The following is an 18,968-nucleotide window of genomic DNA, read 5'->3' as shown; positions in this document are numbered from 1 at the left end:
CAACGGAGGGGATTCGATCGTGAACGTATTGATTGTCGACGATGAGATGTATGCCGTGCTGGGTATGAAGGACGCGATTGACTGGGAAGGTCTCGGCGTCACGGCCGTGTACGAGGCTTATAATATGAAGGGCGCCGTTCGGCACTTCGAGGAACAGACCATCCATATCATGATCTGCGATATCGAGATGCCGAAGGGAACCGGACTCGACCTGCTGGAGTGGGTGAACGGGCATTCCCCCGATACGGAGACGATCTTCCTGACAGCCCACGGGGACTTTCACTTCATGCAGCGGGCCATTCAGCTGAGCAGCTTCGACTATATGATGAAGCCGGTCGAATTTCCGGCCTTGGAGGCGACGATCAAGCGGGCAATGCAGACCGTGGAGGAACGCCGCAGCGAGCGGGCACGCAACGAGAGCTACAAGCCGTACTACGATCTGTGGAACCGGAAGAAGATGCTGCTGAGCGAGCGCTTCTGGTACGACCTGCTGGCACAGCGCGTCGTCATCGGCGCATCGTCCGCTACGGCGACGGCGGCCGAATACGGCGTACAGCTGCGCGAGGGCGACCGGCTGCTGCCGATACTGGTCAGCGTGGAAAATTGGATGCGGGAGCTCAGCACGCGCGACGAGGAGGTCATGGAGTACGCTGTCCGCCAGTCTGCGCTGGAGATGCTGGTCGCCGACGCCCGGGGGGAGGTCGTCCAGACGAAGCACGGCGTGACGGTCGCCCTGCTCTTCCTCTCGCCCGACGAAGTCGCGGCTCTGACGCCGGGTCGGCTGAGCGGCGCCTGCCAGGAGTATATCGCCGCCTGCCGGCAGTACTTGAACTGCCAGCTGTCGTGCTATATCGGCGAGCCCGCGGCGCTGCACGAGCTCGCCGCCATGTACAGGGCGCTGCTCGCCATGGAGTACAACAACCTGAGCGAAGCCAACCAGCTCAATTGGCTGGCCGAGCAATCGCATGAGCCGGCGGCGGCGAGCCCGCCGCTGCCCGACTTCGCCGTCTGGTCGCAGCTGCTCGAGCTCGGCAAGGCCGACGAGCTGATCCGCGAGCTGCGCGCCAGCCTGCGGGCGCTGGGGGCGGACCGGCGGTTCGGGGCGGACGCCCTCCAGGCGTACCACCAGGGGTTCCAGCAGATGATTCACTATCATCTGCAGAAGAAGGGACTGTCGGCCAGCCAGCTGCTGCAGGGGGACGACGGCCTCGCCCAAGGCGTCTCGCCTCCCCGGACGCTGGAGCAGATGGAGAAGTACGGCTCGGAGTGGATCGGCGCCATCCACCGCAGCCTGTTCCAGAACGAGTCGGTCGTCCAGCGTCTGCGCGCCTACATCGCCGATCATCTGGGCGAGAACGTCACCCGCGAGATGCTGGCCGAATACGTCCACCTGAACCCGGCTTATCTGTCCCGCCTGTTCAAGAAGGAGACGGGCCTCAGCATCACCGACTATCTGCTCGGCGAACGCATGCGGATGGCGAAGGAGCTCATCTCCCGCTCCGCGCTCCCGATCTCCGAGATCGCCCGCACGCTCGGGTACAACAACTTCTCCTACTTCTCCCGGATGTTCCGGAAGGTGTACCACGCCAATCCCCAGCAGTTCCGCAAGCAGGCGGGGGGTGCGGATAGCGGGGTGTGAGCGCGGCGTTGAGCTATCGTTCTCCGTTAGAAGTGTAATGAATTGAGTTTTCTGTGATACGGTTCTCCGTATTATCCATAGAGCGAAATTAAAAGGCACCCGGATGGGTGCCTTGATATGTCTGACCACTATCGCCGGATCATCTTGACGTTCCTGATTTCCCTCGAACAGCAAACGATCGGGTTGCGAAGTGAATCGTACACATGAATGTGTGGAAAATGATCAAACATTTGCGGCATAGAAGACCTCTTCAGGTATCAGTGTCGAATTCTCTTTCACGAATTCTTTCATCTGCTCTCTTGCGCCAGCATGTTCAGCAGCACCGTCACGGCCTCTGCTCTCGTTGCAGGGTTCCCAGGCGCATACCGGTTCGCGCCCTTGCCTTCGATGATGCCCAGCTGGCTCAGAGCCGCGACCGCTCCCTTGGCCCATGCCGGAATATCCTTGTCATCCGCGAAGCCGGTTGTCGTCGCTTGGACGGACTGTCCCAGCGCGCTCGAGATCATGACCGCCATCTCGGCACGCGTAATCTTCGCATTCGGACGGAAGGTGCCGTCTTCATATCCATGAATAATGCTGGCCTGTACGGCTTGTGCAACGGCTCGCTGCGCCCAGGCGCCGATCTGCTCCTTATCGGCGAATGCGAGCGCCGCTCCCTCTTGCTGCGGCTTCAACGCATTCATCAGCATGACCGCGAATTCCGCGCGCGTCACCGCGGCATTTGGCTTGAACGACCCGTCCGGATAGCCGCCGACGATATGCATGCCGACCGCTTCCTTGATATTCGTCTCCGCCCAGTGTCCCGAGATGTCGCCGAGGCTGATCGACGGCGTCGCGCCGTCCGTCGGGTCTGCCCCTTCGTCTACGCCGAATACCGCAAACTTCGTGAAGTGATTCACCTTGACGGTAATGGTATTCCCGTTCACTGTGCCTCCGACCTTGACCCAGGTCTTCTTTGCTTCGTCATAGAAAAATACGGCAGGAATCTGATTGCCTTTTAACACTTGCGGATCAAACGTGAAGATCAGCGTGATATCCTTCTCGAAGTTTTCCGTGAAGCTTTTCAGAATTTCATAGATCGGGGTGGCCAGCACGTCATTGCTCGTGAGCAGATTTTGCGTGTCCGTCACTTGTTGGATCGTGATTTTCAGCGCTTTGCCGGAAGCATCGGCGGGAATCACGACCCTGACCCGGTTCCCCAGGCTAACCTCGCCTGACTTGCCGACGGGAAGCGTGAGCGTACCGTCCGACGAGACGACGTTATTGCCGGCAGCCGCCGATCCCGTTGGTCCCGTCGATCCCGTGTCGCTGTCGCTGGATGTATTCGCCGTCAGCCACTTGGCGTACAGCGTCACGTCCGCCTTCCCCATCGTGAACGAAGCGCCCGCGGCATAATCCGTGCCGCTGCCGTCCGCTTGCGTGTTCCAGCCCGCGAACGTGTAGCCCGCCTTGGCCAAGCTGCCCGTGTTGCCCGGCACCGTCACCGTGTCGCCCTGCTTATACGAACCGCTATCCGCAGGCACGCTTCCGGACGCTGCTCCGTTGGCATCATAGCTCACGGCGTATGCCGGCACGGGCACGGGGTTCTTCGTCCACTTCGCATACAACGTCACATCCGCCGTTCCCATCGTGAACGCAGCGCCCGCAGCATAATCCGTGCCGCTGCCGTCCGCTTGCGTGTTCCAGCCCGCGAACGTGTAGCCTGTCCTCGCCAAGCCGCTGACGTTGCCGGACACCGACACCGCAGCGTTCTGCTCGTACAAACTGCTATCCGCAGGTACGCTTCCGGACGTAGCTCCGTTGGCATCATAACTCACAGTGTACGTAGGATTCTTCGTCCACTGCGCATACAGCGTCACATCCGCCGTCCCCATCGTGAACGCAGCGCCTGCGGCATAGTCCGTGCCGCTGCCGTCCGCTTGCGTATTCCAGCCCGCGAACGTGTAGCCTGTCTTGGCCAAGCTGCCTGTGTTGCCATACACCGATGCCGTGACACCCTGCTCATACGAGTTGCTATCTGCCGGTGTGACCCCGCTATCGCTGCCGTTACCATCGTAAGTCACAAATTTTTGTATCGCACGCAGATAAGGATATGCGTTATTGCCTGACGCGTTTATCCCCCATATGCTTGTAAAATCCCAGCCCGCATAGGTACTTTGCTTCCTCATATCTAAAGTCAATAAGCCAATGCCCTTACCTGTATCCGATTGGTTCGTTGTTTCCGAGTCATAGAAGCTATCGCTAACCGTAGCATAATTATAACCGACCAAACCGCCTGCTTCACTGCTTCCTGTTACACTTCCCGCAGCATAGCTCTTGTCAATCGGAGCATAATTTTCACCGACCAAGCCGCCGACATTGTTGGTCCCTGTTATACTCCCTGTATGATAGCTGTTGCTGATTGGAGCGTTATTTTCGCCGACCAAGCCGCCGACACTTTCGATCCCTGTTATACTTCCCGTATGATAGCTTTGGTCAATCGGACCATAATTTTGCCCTACGAAGCCGCCGGTAGTATAGCTTCCTGATATACTTCCTGCAACGTAACTGTTGGTAATTGCTCCTCCACTTCCACCTGCCAAACCGCCTGTCTTCGTAACGCCTGTTATACTTCCCGTAACATAGATGTTGCTCATCGTTCCGCTATTCCAACCCGCCAAACCACCAACGTAGTTAGATCCTTTAATATTCACATCCACTAGTTTCAGATTGGTCACGCTGGCATTTTCGTTGTTAATAAAGCCAAATAGCCCTGTAAAACCGGCTGACCGATCAATAAAGAGGTTTGTGATCTTGTGTCCATTGCCATCCAGATTCCCCCTAAATGGCGTATTTTCTCCCCCAATGGGCTCCCAGCCTGCTCCTGACTGATAATCGCTCAGGTCCAGATCGGCCGTGAGCTTGAAATACAAGTCACTCTCCAAGAAGTAGTTTCTGAGCTTATCTAATTGCAGGGGAGTTGCAATCTGAAACGGATCATTCGCTGTTCCCGTTCCACTATACACGGACGCTGCAGGCTCTCCCCACTTCCACCAGTCATACAACCTCAAGTTGGCATTCCCCATCGTGAAGGTAGTGCCTGCAGGATAGAGAGTCCCCGTTCCATCCCACATCGTATTCCAGCCCGCGAAGATAAAACCCGGTCTCTCCAGCCCCCCTTGGTCCGGAACCGTAACAGTTGCCCCCACTTCATATGAATTACTATCGGTTGGCGCACTCCCGGTTGCAGCGCCAGTGCTGTAATACTCCACACTCCCTTTGGCGACGTAACACGCTTTCTTTACACCATTGATGGGATCGCTGACATGGAGATAATCGATCATACATGTCACACCTGAGGTAAACGTAGCAGAATTATAGGCTCCGTTCGCGCCAAAATAGACAACCTGCGTCCCCGGAAACTTGCAATAGTCAAGCTCATCTGCACACTTAAACATCTTGCTCGTGTCAATGGAACCCGTATCGGCCGAAGCCGGCGACGCAAACGAAAATGAGGACCACACCATCAACGCCAGTAATAAAAGGATAGCGCCCTTCTTCAGCAACTTGTCATTCACTCCACTTCTTTATTCTGGTGACTGCTTACTCAGGTGACTTCTTGTCGATTCTTGAAACTTCAACCTACTATAAAACGATATGGTACAAAAAAAAATCCCCCGTCCGGGGGATGCGCGGGAGAATGAGCTCAGCCCAATATCCTTAATTCTCTGGCACGCTGAAGTGCCCGTACGCGGTTGTTTACCTCAAGCTTTCTGTACACGCTTTTGATATGCGTCTTGACGGTCTCCCCCGTAATATTCAGGCGAAGGGCGATCTCCTTATTCGGCAGGCCGTCCGCGATCAGCTGCAGGATCTTCGTCTCCTGCTCGGTCAGCACGCTTCTCATCGGTTCCGCCGCGGACTGCATCAATTGAAGCAGCCGCTTGGCATAGGCCCGGACATCTCCTGCCGGATCTCGAACGTGAGCCGCCGGCCTTGTATTCCCATAAGCGGACAACAGCAGCTCCATCTCCTTGCCCTCGTCGACGAAGCTCCGAATATAGCCTTCGGGCTCGGCCAGCCGGAGCGCGGTCTCCAGCTTGGCCAGCGCCTCCGCCGCCCGGCTCATGCGCTGCAAGGTCACGCTTTGCATGATGAGCACCTTGATTCGGTCCCGGAGACGATCCTCCCTGCGCAGCAACGCATCCAGCCGGTCCAACAGGCCCAGCGCTTCCTCCCACTGTCCGCCGGCTGAGAGCACCCTGGCATAGGCCATATACGCTTGAACCTGCAGCAGCGCGACCTCGTCCGTATGGGACAAACCGCAGCCTCGCAGCCATGCAAGCGCCTCTGCGACAGCGCCTTGACGCAGCGCCAGACAAGCTTGCTCGGCTTCGATCTTCAATATGAATAATCGATATTCGGGCGCGTCAAGCTGCGACTTCAAGTCCTCCAGCAGCTCGGCCGCCCGGCCCGGGCGGCCCAGGGCCTGTTGAATCCACGAAGCGCTGGTGGCGACCTGAATGAAGATCCGTACGTAGGGCTTGACATCTCTCCGTCCAAGCGCCAGATTGGCATACCGCTCCGCCTCCTCCAGCCGGTCCCACTCGTACAGCAATCGGCTATAAGCCGCGAGGAAGGTGCCCGCAAGCGGATACTGCGTCTTGTTCCCCAACGCATCGCCCCACCGGGATAAGAACAAATCGGCTGCATGCAGATCATTGATATGCGCCAAAAAATCCGTAAAGGGGTCATAGCCGACATATTGGTAGCGCCACATCGTTTGGAAGACGCTCCCCTCCGGCATATAGCGCTCACATCGCTCATAGTATTCGGAGGTTTTGACCAAGTCCTTTATCAGAAAAGCGTCGACCGCGCTGAAAAAGTAAATATTGCCCATCGCCTGCTTCCATTCCGGCTCATTCAGCTTCTCCTTCAGCGCTTGGAACCGAGCCCTGGCCTGTCCGATCCGAAGCGAAGCCGCTTCATGATCCCCTATGCCCGACAGCACCGTGATATAGAACAATTCGACCAGGGGCTTCTCGGCAAAAAAGGACTCCGGGATCGCCCTCATCCATCTGATAAACGCAATACTCTCGGACTGCACCAGCGCATCCAGATTTTTCTCGATTAATCGAACGGCATCCGCATAGTGATGTCCTGCCAGGTAATGCTCCATCGCATCCTCGTCCAGTCCATTGCGCTCCAACCAGCAAGCTGCATTCCCATGCGCTTGCACCCAGTCGTTCGTATCCGTCCTCGCCCCCATGCGCTGCAGAAAGTCCGAGAACAAATGATGATACCGATACCAGCTCCTCTGGTCGTCGAAGGGGATGATGAACAAGTTCAACTGCTCTAATCTCTCCAGATAGCGCCCGCTATCCGGCCGGCCGGTTACAGCCTGACATAGGGAATCATTCATTCGACTTAGTATAGACGTTGCCAGGAGAAAGGATCGCATATCTTCCGTTAGATGACGGAAGACTTCTTCCAGCAAATAATCCGATATATGATGCTGTCGCCCGTTGAATTGACGGATGGATTCAGCGATATTATCGCTGTTCCTTAGAGAGATCGCCGCCAGCTCCAGCCCGCTGATCCAGCCCTCGGTCTGATGAAGCAGCTCCGCCACTTGCTCTGAAGTTAACCCTAAATCGGTCATGTTCCGGAAGAAGACATGCCCTTCGTCCAGCAGGAAGCGCATGTCCTGCATCGTGATGAGATTGAACTCGCCCTTGGCCCTAAGTCTGGCGGTCGGTATCGCCAACTCGTTGCGGCTCGTGATATAGAGATGAACGTGGGAGGGCAGATGTTCAAGCAGATAAGCCAAAGAATCATGAATAATAGCGCTCTCGATGAAGTGATAGTCATCAAGAACAACCGCCAGCTCGTTCGTTATTCGATCCAGATCGTTCAGCAGCGAAGGCACCGCATACGCCTGGGACGCCCCAAGCCCCTTTTCAAGGAATGAGCGGATCTCCTCTCCAAAGCCTGGGACTACCTCCTGAATCGAAGCCGTAACGCCGTTCCAAAATTGAATATAATCGTTATCCCTCGCATCCAGTGAAAGCCAGGCGACAAGCGCGTCGCCTTGTTTCGCCCATTGGCCTAACGCGGTTGTTTTGCCATAGCCGGCTTGCGCGGAGATATGCGTCAGTTTGACTTGCATTCCCGCATTGAGCTTACGAGTCAGCCTCGGTCTAGCCACCACCTCGTGACGCATATGGGGGATATAGAGCTTCGTCCGCACGATCATGGGAGTCCTCCACATTTAACGTTACTATAGGCTACAATTCGACAAAACGCCCGCTTCTCCTGTAGCGGACTGCGCATTTTAAACGGTAGCTTGCCAATAACACTCCCGCTTCTTTCGCCCTACTTGTGGTACGGTTCTCCGCTCTGTCTGTACGGCAAGTTTGAAGAAAGGCCATCCTTTACTGAAGGCCTTTCACATCAAAACTTTACAAACATCCTTCGTTAAGTCCAGTTCGGTTACAAAGTAAGTAGTTCGGTCAGTTTTGTAATAACATAGTCAGGACGAACAAATTCCGGAATTTGTCTTCCTTTACGATTTACCCAAGCTACTGGAATTCCCATGCTATTAGCCCCACTCACATCACTCGTCAGAGAATCGCCCACATGTAAAACCTCATTCGGATTCAATCCTGAATCTTTAAGCGTTCTTTCGAACATTTCTGGTCTAGGCTTATAAGAACGGACATCTTCACTTGTAATAATATAATTAAATTCTAAATTGTTATACGCGATCGCACTCGTTATATCAGAGCGATCAATGTTGGAAAGAACATAAATAGGAATAGTATTTCTTTTTATGAATTCCTTACTATCCTCAAAAATTTCTGGCCGCATCCAATGTTCATACAAAATATCACTAATTTCATGTGGGTTCTCGGATGACCTAAAATATTGGATGGTGTCACTTAAAGATTCTAGTTCTAACTCTCTTTGCAATTTAAAATGATTGCCGTGTGAAGTCTTAAAATTGGATGACATTGATTTCCACCAATAATCACCGATTTCCTTGGGATTAGCTGAAACCGATGAAGAACTTAATAAACGTTTGCAAATGTCTTCAATGTAAACATCATCTTCATGAACAACTGTGCCATAAAAATCAAGAAAAATCGCTTTAAACAAAATGAATCCCCCCCTTTATGCTTCATCACACTACCACTTTACCACAATAAAGTAATTGTATGACCAAGTCCAGGATTTGTAAAGCGTTTAATGAACATAGAAAAGGTCCTGCTTTGCTGCGTTTCAGAAAATTCGAAAAGTCCCAACCAAAAAAACATATTTCATGATTATGAATACCCAAAGACCTCTTCTACGAGGGGTCTTCAACTTTTTCAGGAGGGATGTAAGAATGAGGATCATCAAGACACAGCAGGATTTCGACGTCCTGCGCGGCGCCGGAGCACTTCCGGCGGCACTTCTCGATCGTATCGAGGAATACTTCCATCAGCTAAGAGACGAACAAGAGGACGAAGATAGTAACGATTTTTGCCTGGACAAGTGCGGCTACATCGTCATTCTCGAAACGGGAGACAACGTGCTCAACCTCGGCAACGTCGGGCTGAACCGCGAAGACGGCGGACGTAGGGTGTGCAGTTCGAATTCCGTCCGCGCTGACCTGGTCGAGAGCATTGTTTTTGAAAGAATCGCCCAAGCCTTTCAGAAGCCGAAAGTGCTGGAGGATGTCGTGACCAAGATCAACAAGGATCGCGCCCTGAGCATCGTTCCGCTTGAGAGGGAACGTGCTTCGATCGACAAGGAACTCTCAAGCATCAAGAGCCAGCGGGATCGTTTCTTCAAGCTGTTCGAAGCAAGCAGTGTCGACGAAGATCTGTTTCTGGAGCGGCTTAGCGAGTTGAAGGAGTGGCAAGAGCGGCTACTGACCCGGAGAAGCGAGATCGAGGGCCGACTGGAGGACAACGTGTCGGAACCCGTTCCCCTACAGCAAGTGCGAAAAGCGTTGACCCAGTTCCACAAGCTGCTGAAGGACTCCCCTCCCGAGACGCAGAAGAAGCTGCTCCACACCCCAGCATGTTCACATGAAGGACCGGAAAAAGGTGTCCGGCATCGAGCTTGAGTTTAACCCGACCATCCAGAAACATTTTTTGAACTTACCCCTTCCACCAAACAGACGGAGGGGGCTTTTGCTTTCCGCAAGCAAAAGTCCCCCTCCAGATGCCGCATCGTTCTGTGACCTCAAAAAGCTCACAGAAGCCCGTTTGCGGCGACTTTGCCGTCAAACCAAACCATGCCCGGCAAAGCCCCTATTCACGTCCAATGCGAGTTTTTCCAAAAAAACTTGCCGTCACTTGTGGTACGGTTCTCCGTATTATCTATAAAGCGAAATTGAAAGGCACCATCTGTCCGGCTTCATGAGCTCAATGGACCTGCGTGTCTCATCGAAGACTTCTTTGCGGTTCTCCTCCAACATAGACACCGCAAGTACGCCCATGGGGATCTCCTCAAACTTTCTCCCTGCATTGAACAGACGCTTGCTGCGCGTACAGTTCCATTGACCACTCCTAGTGGCTTGATAAGAAGGAGGGTAGAATAGTTGATTATCAAAATATGAAGCGGAGGAGACTGTGATGTAAATTCAAAAGAAACTGTTTGTAACGATGATTGCAATCCTATTTATTGTTTTCTCGGCGAATGCAGCATTTGCAAACGGGGTGAGAGTCATGACGATTTTTGTACGAGATTTGAGCAGCGAAGAAGGGAATCGCTTGCTGCGAATCGCAAGGAAAGGCGCTGATCCGGTTGAGGTACGGCGAGCCCTTCTGATTTTGGCTTCGGCTCAAAAAATGAAGGTGCCGGAAATCAGCCTGTATCACATTTCCGGCGAACATATTCGGAAAACCATCCTTCGTTTTAACACGGAAGGGATGGCCTCGCTGAAACCGAATTACGGCGGCGGACGGCTGCCACCTCTACCGAAGAGCAGCGGGCTGACATCATTGAATTCCTCCCAAGGTGCTCGGCTACCCTTTTACCCATTGGTCCCTGGCCAAACTGAAAGAAGCGGTGGAGCAGAAGAAAATCGTGCCTGCGATTTCCGTTGAAACGGTACGCGTCATTCTGGACGAGGCTCATATCACGTACCAAAATACCAAGACGTGGAAAGAATCGCCCGATCGGAATTCGAAAGTAAAAAAAACGAATTGAAGCTTTATACGCGCGACCTATACACAGCCTCATTGCGTTAAGCATCTGCTCGCTGCACTTGGATATAAAGACGAACCAGTTGTATGGTCATTCGTCCCCGAGCAAAACAGGAGGACATGGCCTACAAGAATTTTGTGAATATCGGTTTCAACCGAGTAGTTATTGTATAGAGCAGTCGATGCAGCAACTGCTAGTGGAATTTCTTTATAGGCAGGACCGAACAAAAAATTTACGGATTTATCTACTTGAGTTTGAATACAATCAGCATAATATTCGCCTAGAATTGCAAGTTGTTTCGCAGTTTTAAAGTTCCCTGTATTTATCATGTAAAGTGTCTCTCTGCCGCTTTTAGTTTTACCTTCACTAATTCCTTAAGCGCAGCGACTCTAACTCTTGAAGAACTTCCTTTACATCGCAGTCGGGATTTAACGTATGGATCATCTCTTCCGTAATGGAGGCACCATCGTAAATCTGTGCAACAACCTCTAACGAGGGTGATAATTCAAAATAACCTGCTGCGAACTCTGCAAAATTTTCCGGCGTCTGGAATATACAGCCCACCAAAAAATCAGAGCCGTCGCTTGCCCCTTCCGGAATCTCAACGTTCCCCTGGTGCCAGTTCGTGTCACCGTTTTTACGCCACATACAAAAAGTCGCATCGTCCTGTTCAATTGCATCGTCTTCCAGCAAACCTAATAATTCCTTTGGAACATCATCATAAATTCCCGGCCATACTTGATGTTCATCTTGCGCGTAGGGGCTTAATTCGGATTCATGATCGAAGCCTTTTATGATGGACCCTTCGGGGGAAAACAAAATAATGAGATGATCCCCCGCGCCATTATCGATTTTGGCCATATCGATATCTGCGTCCCAATTCGGAACAAAGCTATGATAACGAAGCCATTCATCCTGGCAAAAAATAATGTTGAGCGACGCTTGGATTTTCATCAGCTTTTTTAAGCTTGCCGGGTCTGGCAGACGCTCCGTCACATTGACTTCCATCATTCCTCACCCGACTTTCCAAGTTGGAATCCGCGCAGCTTGCTCAGGTTGGCTTTGGTATTGCCGATTTTGGCCGGTGCGGTTGGGGATGCGTTTTTGTGGAGCAGCTCATATTCCAGATTCCGTATGCGGGCATTCGTATCTTCGACATACTCCATGATGATGGCGATCGCGAAGAACAAGATGCCGGCGATCACTCCGCCGATCCAATACGCAATGGCGAGGCCCCAGCCAAACCCGTCGGAGTCGTACAGTCCCAGGACGATGCCCGAGAAAATCCCCGCCGCGACGAAAAAGATGGCTAACCCGCTCAGCAGCTTTACCATTCGATTTCTCCTTTTATGGAGCGCTATGGCCCTGCATCAAATTCCAAAGTGTATCATGTGCTTATTTTCCGCTTTTGCCTGCACAATTTTCGATGCCAGTTCATGGAGCCCGGAGGACCTTTTAAAATACTTGGAAGCTGTGACTACATCGTAAAATAATGACAAGGACTCAGGCGGAATAATGGTAATTCCCCAATGAGCCAAACCATATTCAGGGCGATTAAATGAATGAAAATAGGTTCTCATCATCGATAAATTCGGAATCAAACTATTGATAATATCATCATCAACAGAAATACAGTTGTATTCGTGCGGCTCATAATCGATGTCTGCTGTCTGATGATCGAACGCTAATATCCCGAATTCATGAACGCAAGCCATGATAATCACCTCTGACGACAAATCCTCTCGTTGCAGCTCCTCCGGCTCTGCCACCTAGAACACTTGGCGCAATTCAATCCGGCCTTCTCCATACCCCTGCGGGTCCGGCATCCGCATGGCCCACGCGATGGCTTCTTCCCGCGACTTCACCTCGATCAGAATGAATCCGGCAACCAAATCATTCGACTCCGTAAACGGCCCTTCCGTAACCACAGGCTCCTCTCCCGGATTCGGAAACGAGATGCGGATGCCATTCGAACTTGGATGAAGCCCTTTCGCCAAAACCCGTACGCCCGCTGCTGCCAACTCCTCATTGTACTTCGACATCGCATCCATGAGCGCAGGGCTTGGGAGATTTCCGGCCTCCGAATTTTTCGAGGCTTTGACGATCAGCATGAAGAGCATCGTTGTTCCTCCTAACTTTGGGTGAGAGACACTAACTGCCGTGTTTGGCTATATAAAATTGCACGATACCGACTGTGACGATGAAGATGAGCAGGTAAATCACCACGCTAACCCAAAGCTTCGATTTGCCTCGTGAACGGCTTTTCGTTGTCGTATACTGCATGATCATCGTCCGGATGCGATCCTTCCCCGTCAGGAACCGTTGCGGAAAAAGATGCGCAGCATTGCTGGCGATGAACAGATAGATCCCCTTCTTGTTCACGATAACTCTCTGCACATCCGGCCATAGCACCTTGGCAGTCGTAGACTCGGATTCCATCCGGAAGCCTTCGGGCGTAAACTCGTAGCGTTTTTTCTCCTGCAGAAACTTGTTTTGATAGCTGCGGACCGCACTTCGGTAGATCGTGACCGGCAGCAAAACACTGAATATCACGAAGAACAAACTGAACGCATAAGATCCGAACGGTTTGCCGAGCGACAGTTGAGCAATGACATTAATGAGAAAAATAATGCCCAAAAAGGGGAAAATCCATATCGCTCCGTTGCGCTTCATATACGAAAAATTGAAATCTACCATATCGCGACTCGTAAGCTCAATCTCGATTTCCTCGCGTTCTCCCATCACAATTCTCCTCGAATATTTGATTGGTTAATGCTGGAATGCCACCGTCTGTAACTTTTCGATAAATCTATCGGATTAACCTGCATACTCTAATGGTTTTCTTACGTTCAAACTGTTTGTTATCGTTATTTACACCTATCCGGCAGTTCTCAACGACAAAGATCGCCATCCACTTGGCCAATAGACCTCGGGAATGGCGATCTTATGATGCTTAATGTGATGGCGCGCGATGGGACGCATCGCCTGCACTACGAGAGGCGATCGGCTCGACGGATATGTGAGCTGTCGCGAGAATGCCGCCTACGCGCGGTCGGACAAGCCCGACACGCTCGACTGAATCCGCTCGTTGATGCGTTCCCGCAGCGACCGCAGCCAGTTCGCGTCCCGCGGGTAGTCCTCGAACGTGATCGGCTGCGCCAGGCCCTCCTCGACGAGCCGCATCGTCTCTTCCTTGCCGATCATCGACTCCAGCAGCCGCAGCGCCCGGAGATCCTGCAGCGCCTCGTGCAGCACGACCAGGCGGAGCGACTCGATCGGTCCGTCCTCGCCGGGGTAGACGACGAACGCGTCGCCGGACGGGAATCCGCCGCCCGCATCGGTCACCTTGAACGGATCGATCGGATACAGGGAAAATTGCGAATTCCAGAAGTTGTAGCCCCAATGCAGGAAGCCGGCCGCATTGAACTTGTAGAGCTGGATGCCGAGTATGCGATTGCGGTAGGATGCCATATGGAAAAACCGGTTCGCCACCTTCTTGTTCTGCGAGACGCAATAATACGTCCACAGCGGCTCGACGCCCTGCTCGATGAACGGCTTCACGTGATCGCTCGCCGGTATCGGGATGTCGACCGCCCCCGTCGCATAGAAGTCATAGTCGGACAGCGCGTCGATGACCGGATAGCCGGCCAGATGACCGCGGATCATCCCGCTCGCCGCCCGGTAGGCATCCAGCGCCTCCATCGCCGGCTCGTCGGAGACGTGGAAGTAGCTGCGCTCCTTCAGACCATGGCGCTCGATGAAGGCGACCAGCTCGGGGAGGAACGCATCCAGGAAGCTGCGGTACTCCGCCCCGCCCGCATCCGTCTCCCAGCCGAACAGCCGCTTGTACGTCCCGTTTTCCGTCCCCATAATCTTGGGCGCATGCTTCGCTCCCCATTGTGTGAACAGATGGGAAAATTCGAAGTACTCGACGCCGCTTGTCAGGCACAGCTCCACCCAGCGCTGCAGCTTGTCGAAGCCGAACCGGTAGCCGTCCCCGGTCCGCTCGACGTCGACCAGCTGCGCCGTCGTCCGCTCGCCGCCGACCTTGGTGTCGAGCGGGGGCGTGAACAGCGGGGTCAGCAGCATGTTCATGCCGTTGCGAACGGCGGTCCGGATATATTGGCCGAGCAGCTCCCACAGTCTCTCGCTCCAGACCTCCTCGCGGTAATAAGCGGCGATGCAATCGACGTGGAACCATTCGGTATGGATGAGCTGCTGAGGAGGAAGCGCCGCGGCGATGACCTCCAGCTCGAACGTCTCGGCACCCGCGACTTCGCCGTCCTCCCGGAGGATGCGGATCTCGACCGGGTACGTACCCGGTTCGACCGAGTCGTCGAGCTCGATCGTCACCCAGAGCGAACGCCATTGACCCGGCATCGCGGCGAACACGCTGCCCCGCTCGAGCGGGTACAACGGATCGGGATACAGCCCCGGCGTCGTCCGCAGCACGTCGCTATCGTGATCGGCATGGCAAGGCAGCTCCGACGGGACGAGCCCGACGGTTCGGATGGAGATGCGCGGCGCCAGCTCGGATACGACGCTGACCTCCAACGGCTTAAGCAGCGCCTCCGAGCGGTAAGCCACCTGATAGGAGAAACGTTCGTTCCGGAGCGCGGACGCCCGGCCGACGGGCGCGTCCCGAAGCTCCTCGTCCGCGAACACCTTCGACAACGAGCTCAAGCATTGGGTTTGGAGCGCATATTGACTCATCTTGCGTTAGCCCACCTCTCGTTCAGTTTATGGCCTTCAGTTTAAGAACTTCCATGTACCGGCATCTCGAAGCCGGCCCGTTCCAGCAGCTGCCGCCACGTCCTCACAGCAGCGGCGCGCGGGCCGTAGAGAACGGAGTTCGTGAACGCCTGCAGCGCGCCGTCCGAACGAGGTGAATCGATTATAGCAACGGGAGCATGCTCCCCACCCGATACACAGCACCTCCGTCGTGCATAATTCCGCTTCTTGCCAGACAGTGATCTTCAATTGTAATGTAAGGATAACGCGATTTTATCATGTTGCCTGCGAGAACGATGTAGAGAAAGGAGTTCAATTTGTGGACGATTCCGACATCCGTATCCCCCGCCGCCGGATCGCTCCGTTTCACGAATGGTCGCCCAGCATTCATTACGCCCAAGTGCAGACGTTGCCGAAGTGCGAGCTTCTTGAGCGGCGCATTTACGACTTCGAATTTCTGTACGTCAAGCAAGGGGAGGCGGCGACGACGATCGACGGACAGCGCCACGTCTGCCGCGCCGGACAGATGATGTGCATCCCGCCCGGCGTCCGGCACCGGAACGAGATCGTCTCCCTTCCTCACGCGACGCTCATCGGCATTCACTTCGACTTTTTCGACGAGCTCGACATCAAGACCGACGTGCAGATGATCGTGCGGGAGACGGCTGCGCCGCCGGATAGATTCGCCGTCGAAGCGGTCGCCGAAGGCCATGCTCCGCTATTCGGCGAAGTGTCGGCGACGCCCCCGCCGGCGTTCGTCCAACTGATGGAAGACCTCGTGACGGAGTTCAATCAGAGAAATCCCGGGTATGAGCTTATCTGCAAGGCGTTGCTGCTTCAGATGCTCGGCCTGCTGCTCCGCAGCCGCACGGCGCTCCGGCCCGATGCCTTCGACTCGCAGCATGCCCATGGCATTCGGGATCTCTTGAAGCAGATCGAAGCGGCGCCAGACCAGCCGTGGACGAATCGGATGCTTGCCTCCAAGCTGAATCTAAGCGAGGATTATATGATTAAATTGTTCAAGAAGCTGGCCGGACAAGCCCCGGGCGCCTTCGTTCAGACTGTGCGGTTAAGGGAAGCGAGGAGGCTGCTCCGGGAGACGAGCTTGTCCGTTCAAGAGGTCGGGCAGCAGGTTGGCTACGCCGACGGACATTACTTCAGCCGGATATTCGGACAGGCAGAGGGCATCTCTCCCCGCCAATACCGCAAGCTGATGATGCAGTATTAAAAAGACCGCGCCGAGCGGTCCGGTGGGCGAATCATTCGCCGCGGCTAGACTTCGGCTTCAGCGCGGTTCGCGGTAGGCTGCGGATCGACGCTGCCGTCGTCCAGGCGAAGCCACGACTCGAAGCCGCGCACGCCCCGGGTCAGACGAATGACCCTCGCACCGCGCGGGAAGCCTTCTTTGCCGTACGTATTGTAGCCGGTGGCGCGGCCGTAGGCGAGGCGGATGCCGTGCAGCTCTCCCCAATAATCGTTGATATGATCGTGGCCGACGAACGTGCCCATGACGTCCCCCATCTCCACCATCGTCGTAAAAAAGCCCGAGTTGAGCTGCGGACTGCACACGCCTTCGTGCTTGGTACCGTAGCAGACGCTGCCTTCCCATACGGCGGCGTACTCCGGCAGCGGGATATGGAAGAAGGCGAGCGCCGGCAGCGGGCTCCCGCCGTTCATCGCCGCGAGCTTGCGGGATTCGGCCGCGTACCAGTCGATCTGGTCCTTGCGGATCCAGCCGTAGCCCCCGACTTGGGGAAGCGGGGAGTAGTCGCCGCTGTCCAGGAAGTACAGCGCGGCGGCGTCTGCCCCGTCCGGGCCCGCTACCGTCAAGACATAATTACCGAACCCGCTGATGCCCGGCGTGTGGCGCGCCAGACAACGGTCGTGCTCCAGGAGCACGTCCAGCAGCTGCTCCCGCGTCACCTTCGCCTCGGCATCGTGATTGCCGAACACGGCCGCCCACGGGATGCCGCTCTCGTCCGCAGTCTTGACCGCCTCGCGCAGAGACCGGCGGGGATCCTCGCAATGCTCGCTGTATACGATATCTCCCGTGAAGACGATCAGATCCGGCGCTTCCTCGCGCAGCACGAGACGCATCAGGTCTTCCGTCCGCCGGTCCTCGGCCTCCCCGTTCTGCCAGTGCACATCCGTGAATTGCACGATCTTAAAGGTCCCGTCTTCTCTGTAGCGCAGTCGGCTCGTCATTTGGGTTTCCTCCCTGAATATCTTCCTGCATGTTGGTGCAATTTGCGCCTGGAGCGAGGGGTGAGTCTCCTATCACCGTTCGTCGTACGGAGGCGATCCTGCAAAAGTACAAGGTAGCGCCGCAGTTGGGCGAGTCGCGGGCTGCTATCGCCCAAAAGTGCAGGGTCGAGCGTCTCGTCAGCGACATTTAAACCTGCCGGCGCTATCCATCGTGCACTTGTGCGCGGTGCCCACGAACGCACGACATGACACGCCATGCCATGCATGCCTTCACTGCGGCGAGAACAAGCCCTGCGGCAGCTTCGCTTCCCAAGCCGCAGGCGCCTCGAGCCCGAGCGCATGGACGACGACGGCCGCCGTGTCCCTGATCGAGAATTCAGCCCGAAGCGCGGCGCCTGCGGCGATGCCGGGACCGACGCAGCCCCAGTAGATCGTCTTGTCCATCGGGTGATCGCTGCCGTGACCGTACTTGTCCTCGCCCCCGCCGCCGTGGTCGGTGACGAAGATGAGCAGGCTGTCGCCGGACAGACCGGCTTCCTCGATCGCGCGCAGAATGACGCCGGTATTCGCATCCGTCTCCCCGATCGCCGCGAGCTGGCCGGGCGTATGGTAGCCGTGCTGGTGCCCGGCCGCATCCGGCAGGTCAAGCTCGATATAGAGCAGCTTCAAGTCCGGATTGGTCCGAATATAATCCGCTGCGGCCTGCGCCAGTCCGGCGTCGTCCATCGACGCCTTGTACACGCCGATCCCATCCTCGACGATGCCCGAATTGATCGGCCGCCAGGCGCTGAACGCCGCCAGCTTCGCCTCTGGCCACGCCTCCCGCGCGACCCGGAAGATCGAAGGATACGGAGAATCGGCCGGGTACGTCTCCCGGTCCGCCTTGTCGTTGTTCAGGCCGTGCTTGTCGGGAGACACGCCATGCATGAGCGACCCCCAGCACTCCGCGCTGATCGACGGCGACTCGGTCTGTGCCTCGAACGTGAATGTGCCCATGGACACATAGCGGTCCAGATTCGGCGTATTCGCATCCTGTACAAAAATCCCCGCGCCGTCCCAACCGATTACAATTACGCGTTCGATCTTCTCCATCGTTATACCCATTCCTTTCGCTACGCTCAAGGCACAAAACGGCATGAAATCCGTTGGCTTTGGGCGTGTTTTTTGTATGCTGGAGTTGCAGGGATACCCGTAAACTACAAATCACGCGGAGGTG

The 18,968-nt window shown here is 55.1% G+C and carries 15 protein-coding genes; 4 read left to right on the top strand and 11 right to left on the bottom strand.

Annotation, left to right across the window (positions count from 1 at the left end):
* Positions 1-19 precede the first annotated feature (19 nt).
* A complete protein-coding gene (locus tag VQ071_RS05805; protein WP_340512944.1) occupies positions 20-1,639 on the top strand; it encodes a helix-turn-helix domain-containing protein in 1,620 nt (539 codons plus the stop codon).
* A gap of 287 nt (positions 1,640-1,926) precedes the next feature.
* On the opposite strand, the gene VQ071_RS29265 is transcribed toward VQ071_RS05805, so the two are convergent.
* From VQ071_RS29265 to VQ071_RS05790, 3 genes are all read right to left on the bottom strand, one after another.
* Positions 1,927-4,962, bottom strand: coding sequence for an InlB B-repeat-containing protein (locus VQ071_RS29265; protein WP_445293269.1), 3,036 nt, complete (start codon positions 4,960-4,962; stop codon positions 1,927-1,929).
* 362 nt (positions 4,963-5,324) lie between these two features.
* A complete protein-coding gene (locus VQ071_RS05795) occupies positions 5,325-7,874 on the bottom strand; it encodes a LuxR C-terminal-related transcriptional regulator (RefSeq protein ID WP_340512942.1) in 2,550 nt (849 codons plus the stop codon).
* A gap of 236 nt (positions 7,875-8,110) precedes the next feature.
* Complete coding sequence (locus VQ071_RS05790; RefSeq protein ID WP_340512941.1) at positions 8,111-8,776, bottom strand: HAD family hydrolase; 666 nt, start codon at positions 8,774-8,776, stop codon at positions 8,111-8,113.
* A 229-nt stretch (positions 8,777-9,005) separates the two neighbouring features.
* Between VQ071_RS05790 and VQ071_RS05785 the strand changes: the two genes are divergently transcribed.
* Positions 9,006-9,731 (top strand): hypothetical protein, encoded by a 726-nt coding sequence (locus VQ071_RS05785; protein ID WP_340512940.1) that lies wholly within the window; start codon positions 9,006-9,008, stop codon positions 9,729-9,731.
* A gap of 604 nt (positions 9,732-10,335) precedes the next feature.
* On the top strand, positions 10,336-10,716 hold the full coding sequence (locus VQ071_RS05780) for a helix-turn-helix domain-containing protein (protein ID WP_340512939.1): 381 nt from the start codon (positions 10,336-10,338) through the stop codon (positions 10,714-10,716).
* 466 nt (positions 10,717-11,182) lie between these two features.
* On the opposite strand, the gene VQ071_RS05775 is transcribed toward VQ071_RS05780, so the two are convergent.
* The 6 genes from VQ071_RS05775 to VQ071_RS05750 all read right to left on the bottom strand — a co-directional run bounded on the left by VQ071_RS05775 (position 11,183) and on the right by VQ071_RS05750 (position 15,529).
* On the bottom strand, positions 11,183-11,824 hold the full coding sequence (locus VQ071_RS05775; protein ID WP_340512938.1) for a hypothetical protein: 642 nt from the start codon (positions 11,822-11,824) through the stop codon (positions 11,183-11,185).
* Positions 11,824-12,150 carry a hypothetical protein gene (locus VQ071_RS05770; RefSeq protein ID WP_340512937.1) on the bottom strand — a complete coding sequence of 109 codons (327 nt, stop codon included), beginning with the start codon at positions 12,148-12,150 and terminating at the stop codon, positions 11,824-11,826. The genes VQ071_RS05775 and VQ071_RS05770 overlap by 1 nt, the downstream gene beginning before the upstream one ends.
* A 36-nt stretch (positions 12,151-12,186) precedes the next feature.
* A complete protein-coding gene (locus VQ071_RS05765; protein WP_340513453.1) occupies positions 12,187-12,531 on the bottom strand; it encodes a short-chain dehydrogenase in 345 nt (114 codons plus the stop codon).
* A 54-nt stretch (positions 12,532-12,585) separates the two neighbouring features.
* Positions 12,586-12,936, bottom strand: coding sequence for a YciI family protein (locus VQ071_RS05760; protein ID WP_340512936.1), 351 nt, complete (start codon positions 12,934-12,936; stop codon positions 12,586-12,588).
* A 31-nt stretch (positions 12,937-12,967) separates the two neighbouring features.
* A complete protein-coding gene (locus tag VQ071_RS05755) occupies positions 12,968-13,558 on the bottom strand; it encodes a YcxB family protein (RefSeq protein ID WP_340512935.1) in 591 nt (196 codons plus the stop codon).
* A 300-nt stretch (positions 13,559-13,858) separates the two neighbouring features.
* Complete coding sequence (locus VQ071_RS05750; protein WP_340512934.1) at positions 13,859-15,529, bottom strand: DUF4091 domain-containing protein; 1,671 nt, start codon at positions 15,527-15,529, stop codon at positions 13,859-13,861.
* 337 nt (positions 15,530-15,866) lie between these two features.
* Here VQ071_RS05750 and VQ071_RS05745 point away from each other — a divergent pair, with 337 nt between their 5' ends.
* The gene (locus VQ071_RS05745) at positions 15,867-16,775 is read left to right on the top strand and encodes an AraC family transcriptional regulator (protein WP_340512933.1); all 909 of its coding nucleotides are present in this window, start codon (positions 15,867-15,869) and stop codon (positions 16,773-16,775) included.
* A 44-nt stretch (positions 16,776-16,819) separates the two neighbouring features.
* Here the strand turns inward: VQ071_RS05745 and VQ071_RS05740 are convergent, their stop codons facing one another.
* Together VQ071_RS05740 and VQ071_RS05735 are read right to left on the bottom strand one after the other, a co-directional pair.
* A complete protein-coding gene (locus tag VQ071_RS05740; protein WP_340512932.1) occupies positions 16,820-17,752 on the bottom strand; it encodes a metallophosphoesterase family protein in 933 nt (310 codons plus the stop codon).
* A gap of 270 nt (positions 17,753-18,022) precedes the next feature.
* On the bottom strand, positions 18,023-18,844 hold the full coding sequence (locus VQ071_RS05735) for an alkaline phosphatase family protein (RefSeq protein WP_340512931.1): 822 nt from the start codon (positions 18,842-18,844) through the stop codon (positions 18,023-18,025).
* Between the last annotated feature and the right edge of the window lie 124 nt (positions 18,845-18,968).

The organism is Cohnella sp. 56 (genome assembly GCF_037963805.1).
Taxonomy (GTDB): Bacteria; Bacillota; Bacilli; order Paenibacillales; family Paenibacillaceae; genus Cohnella.
This window is presented reverse-complemented; position numbering and strand designations above follow the sequence as displayed.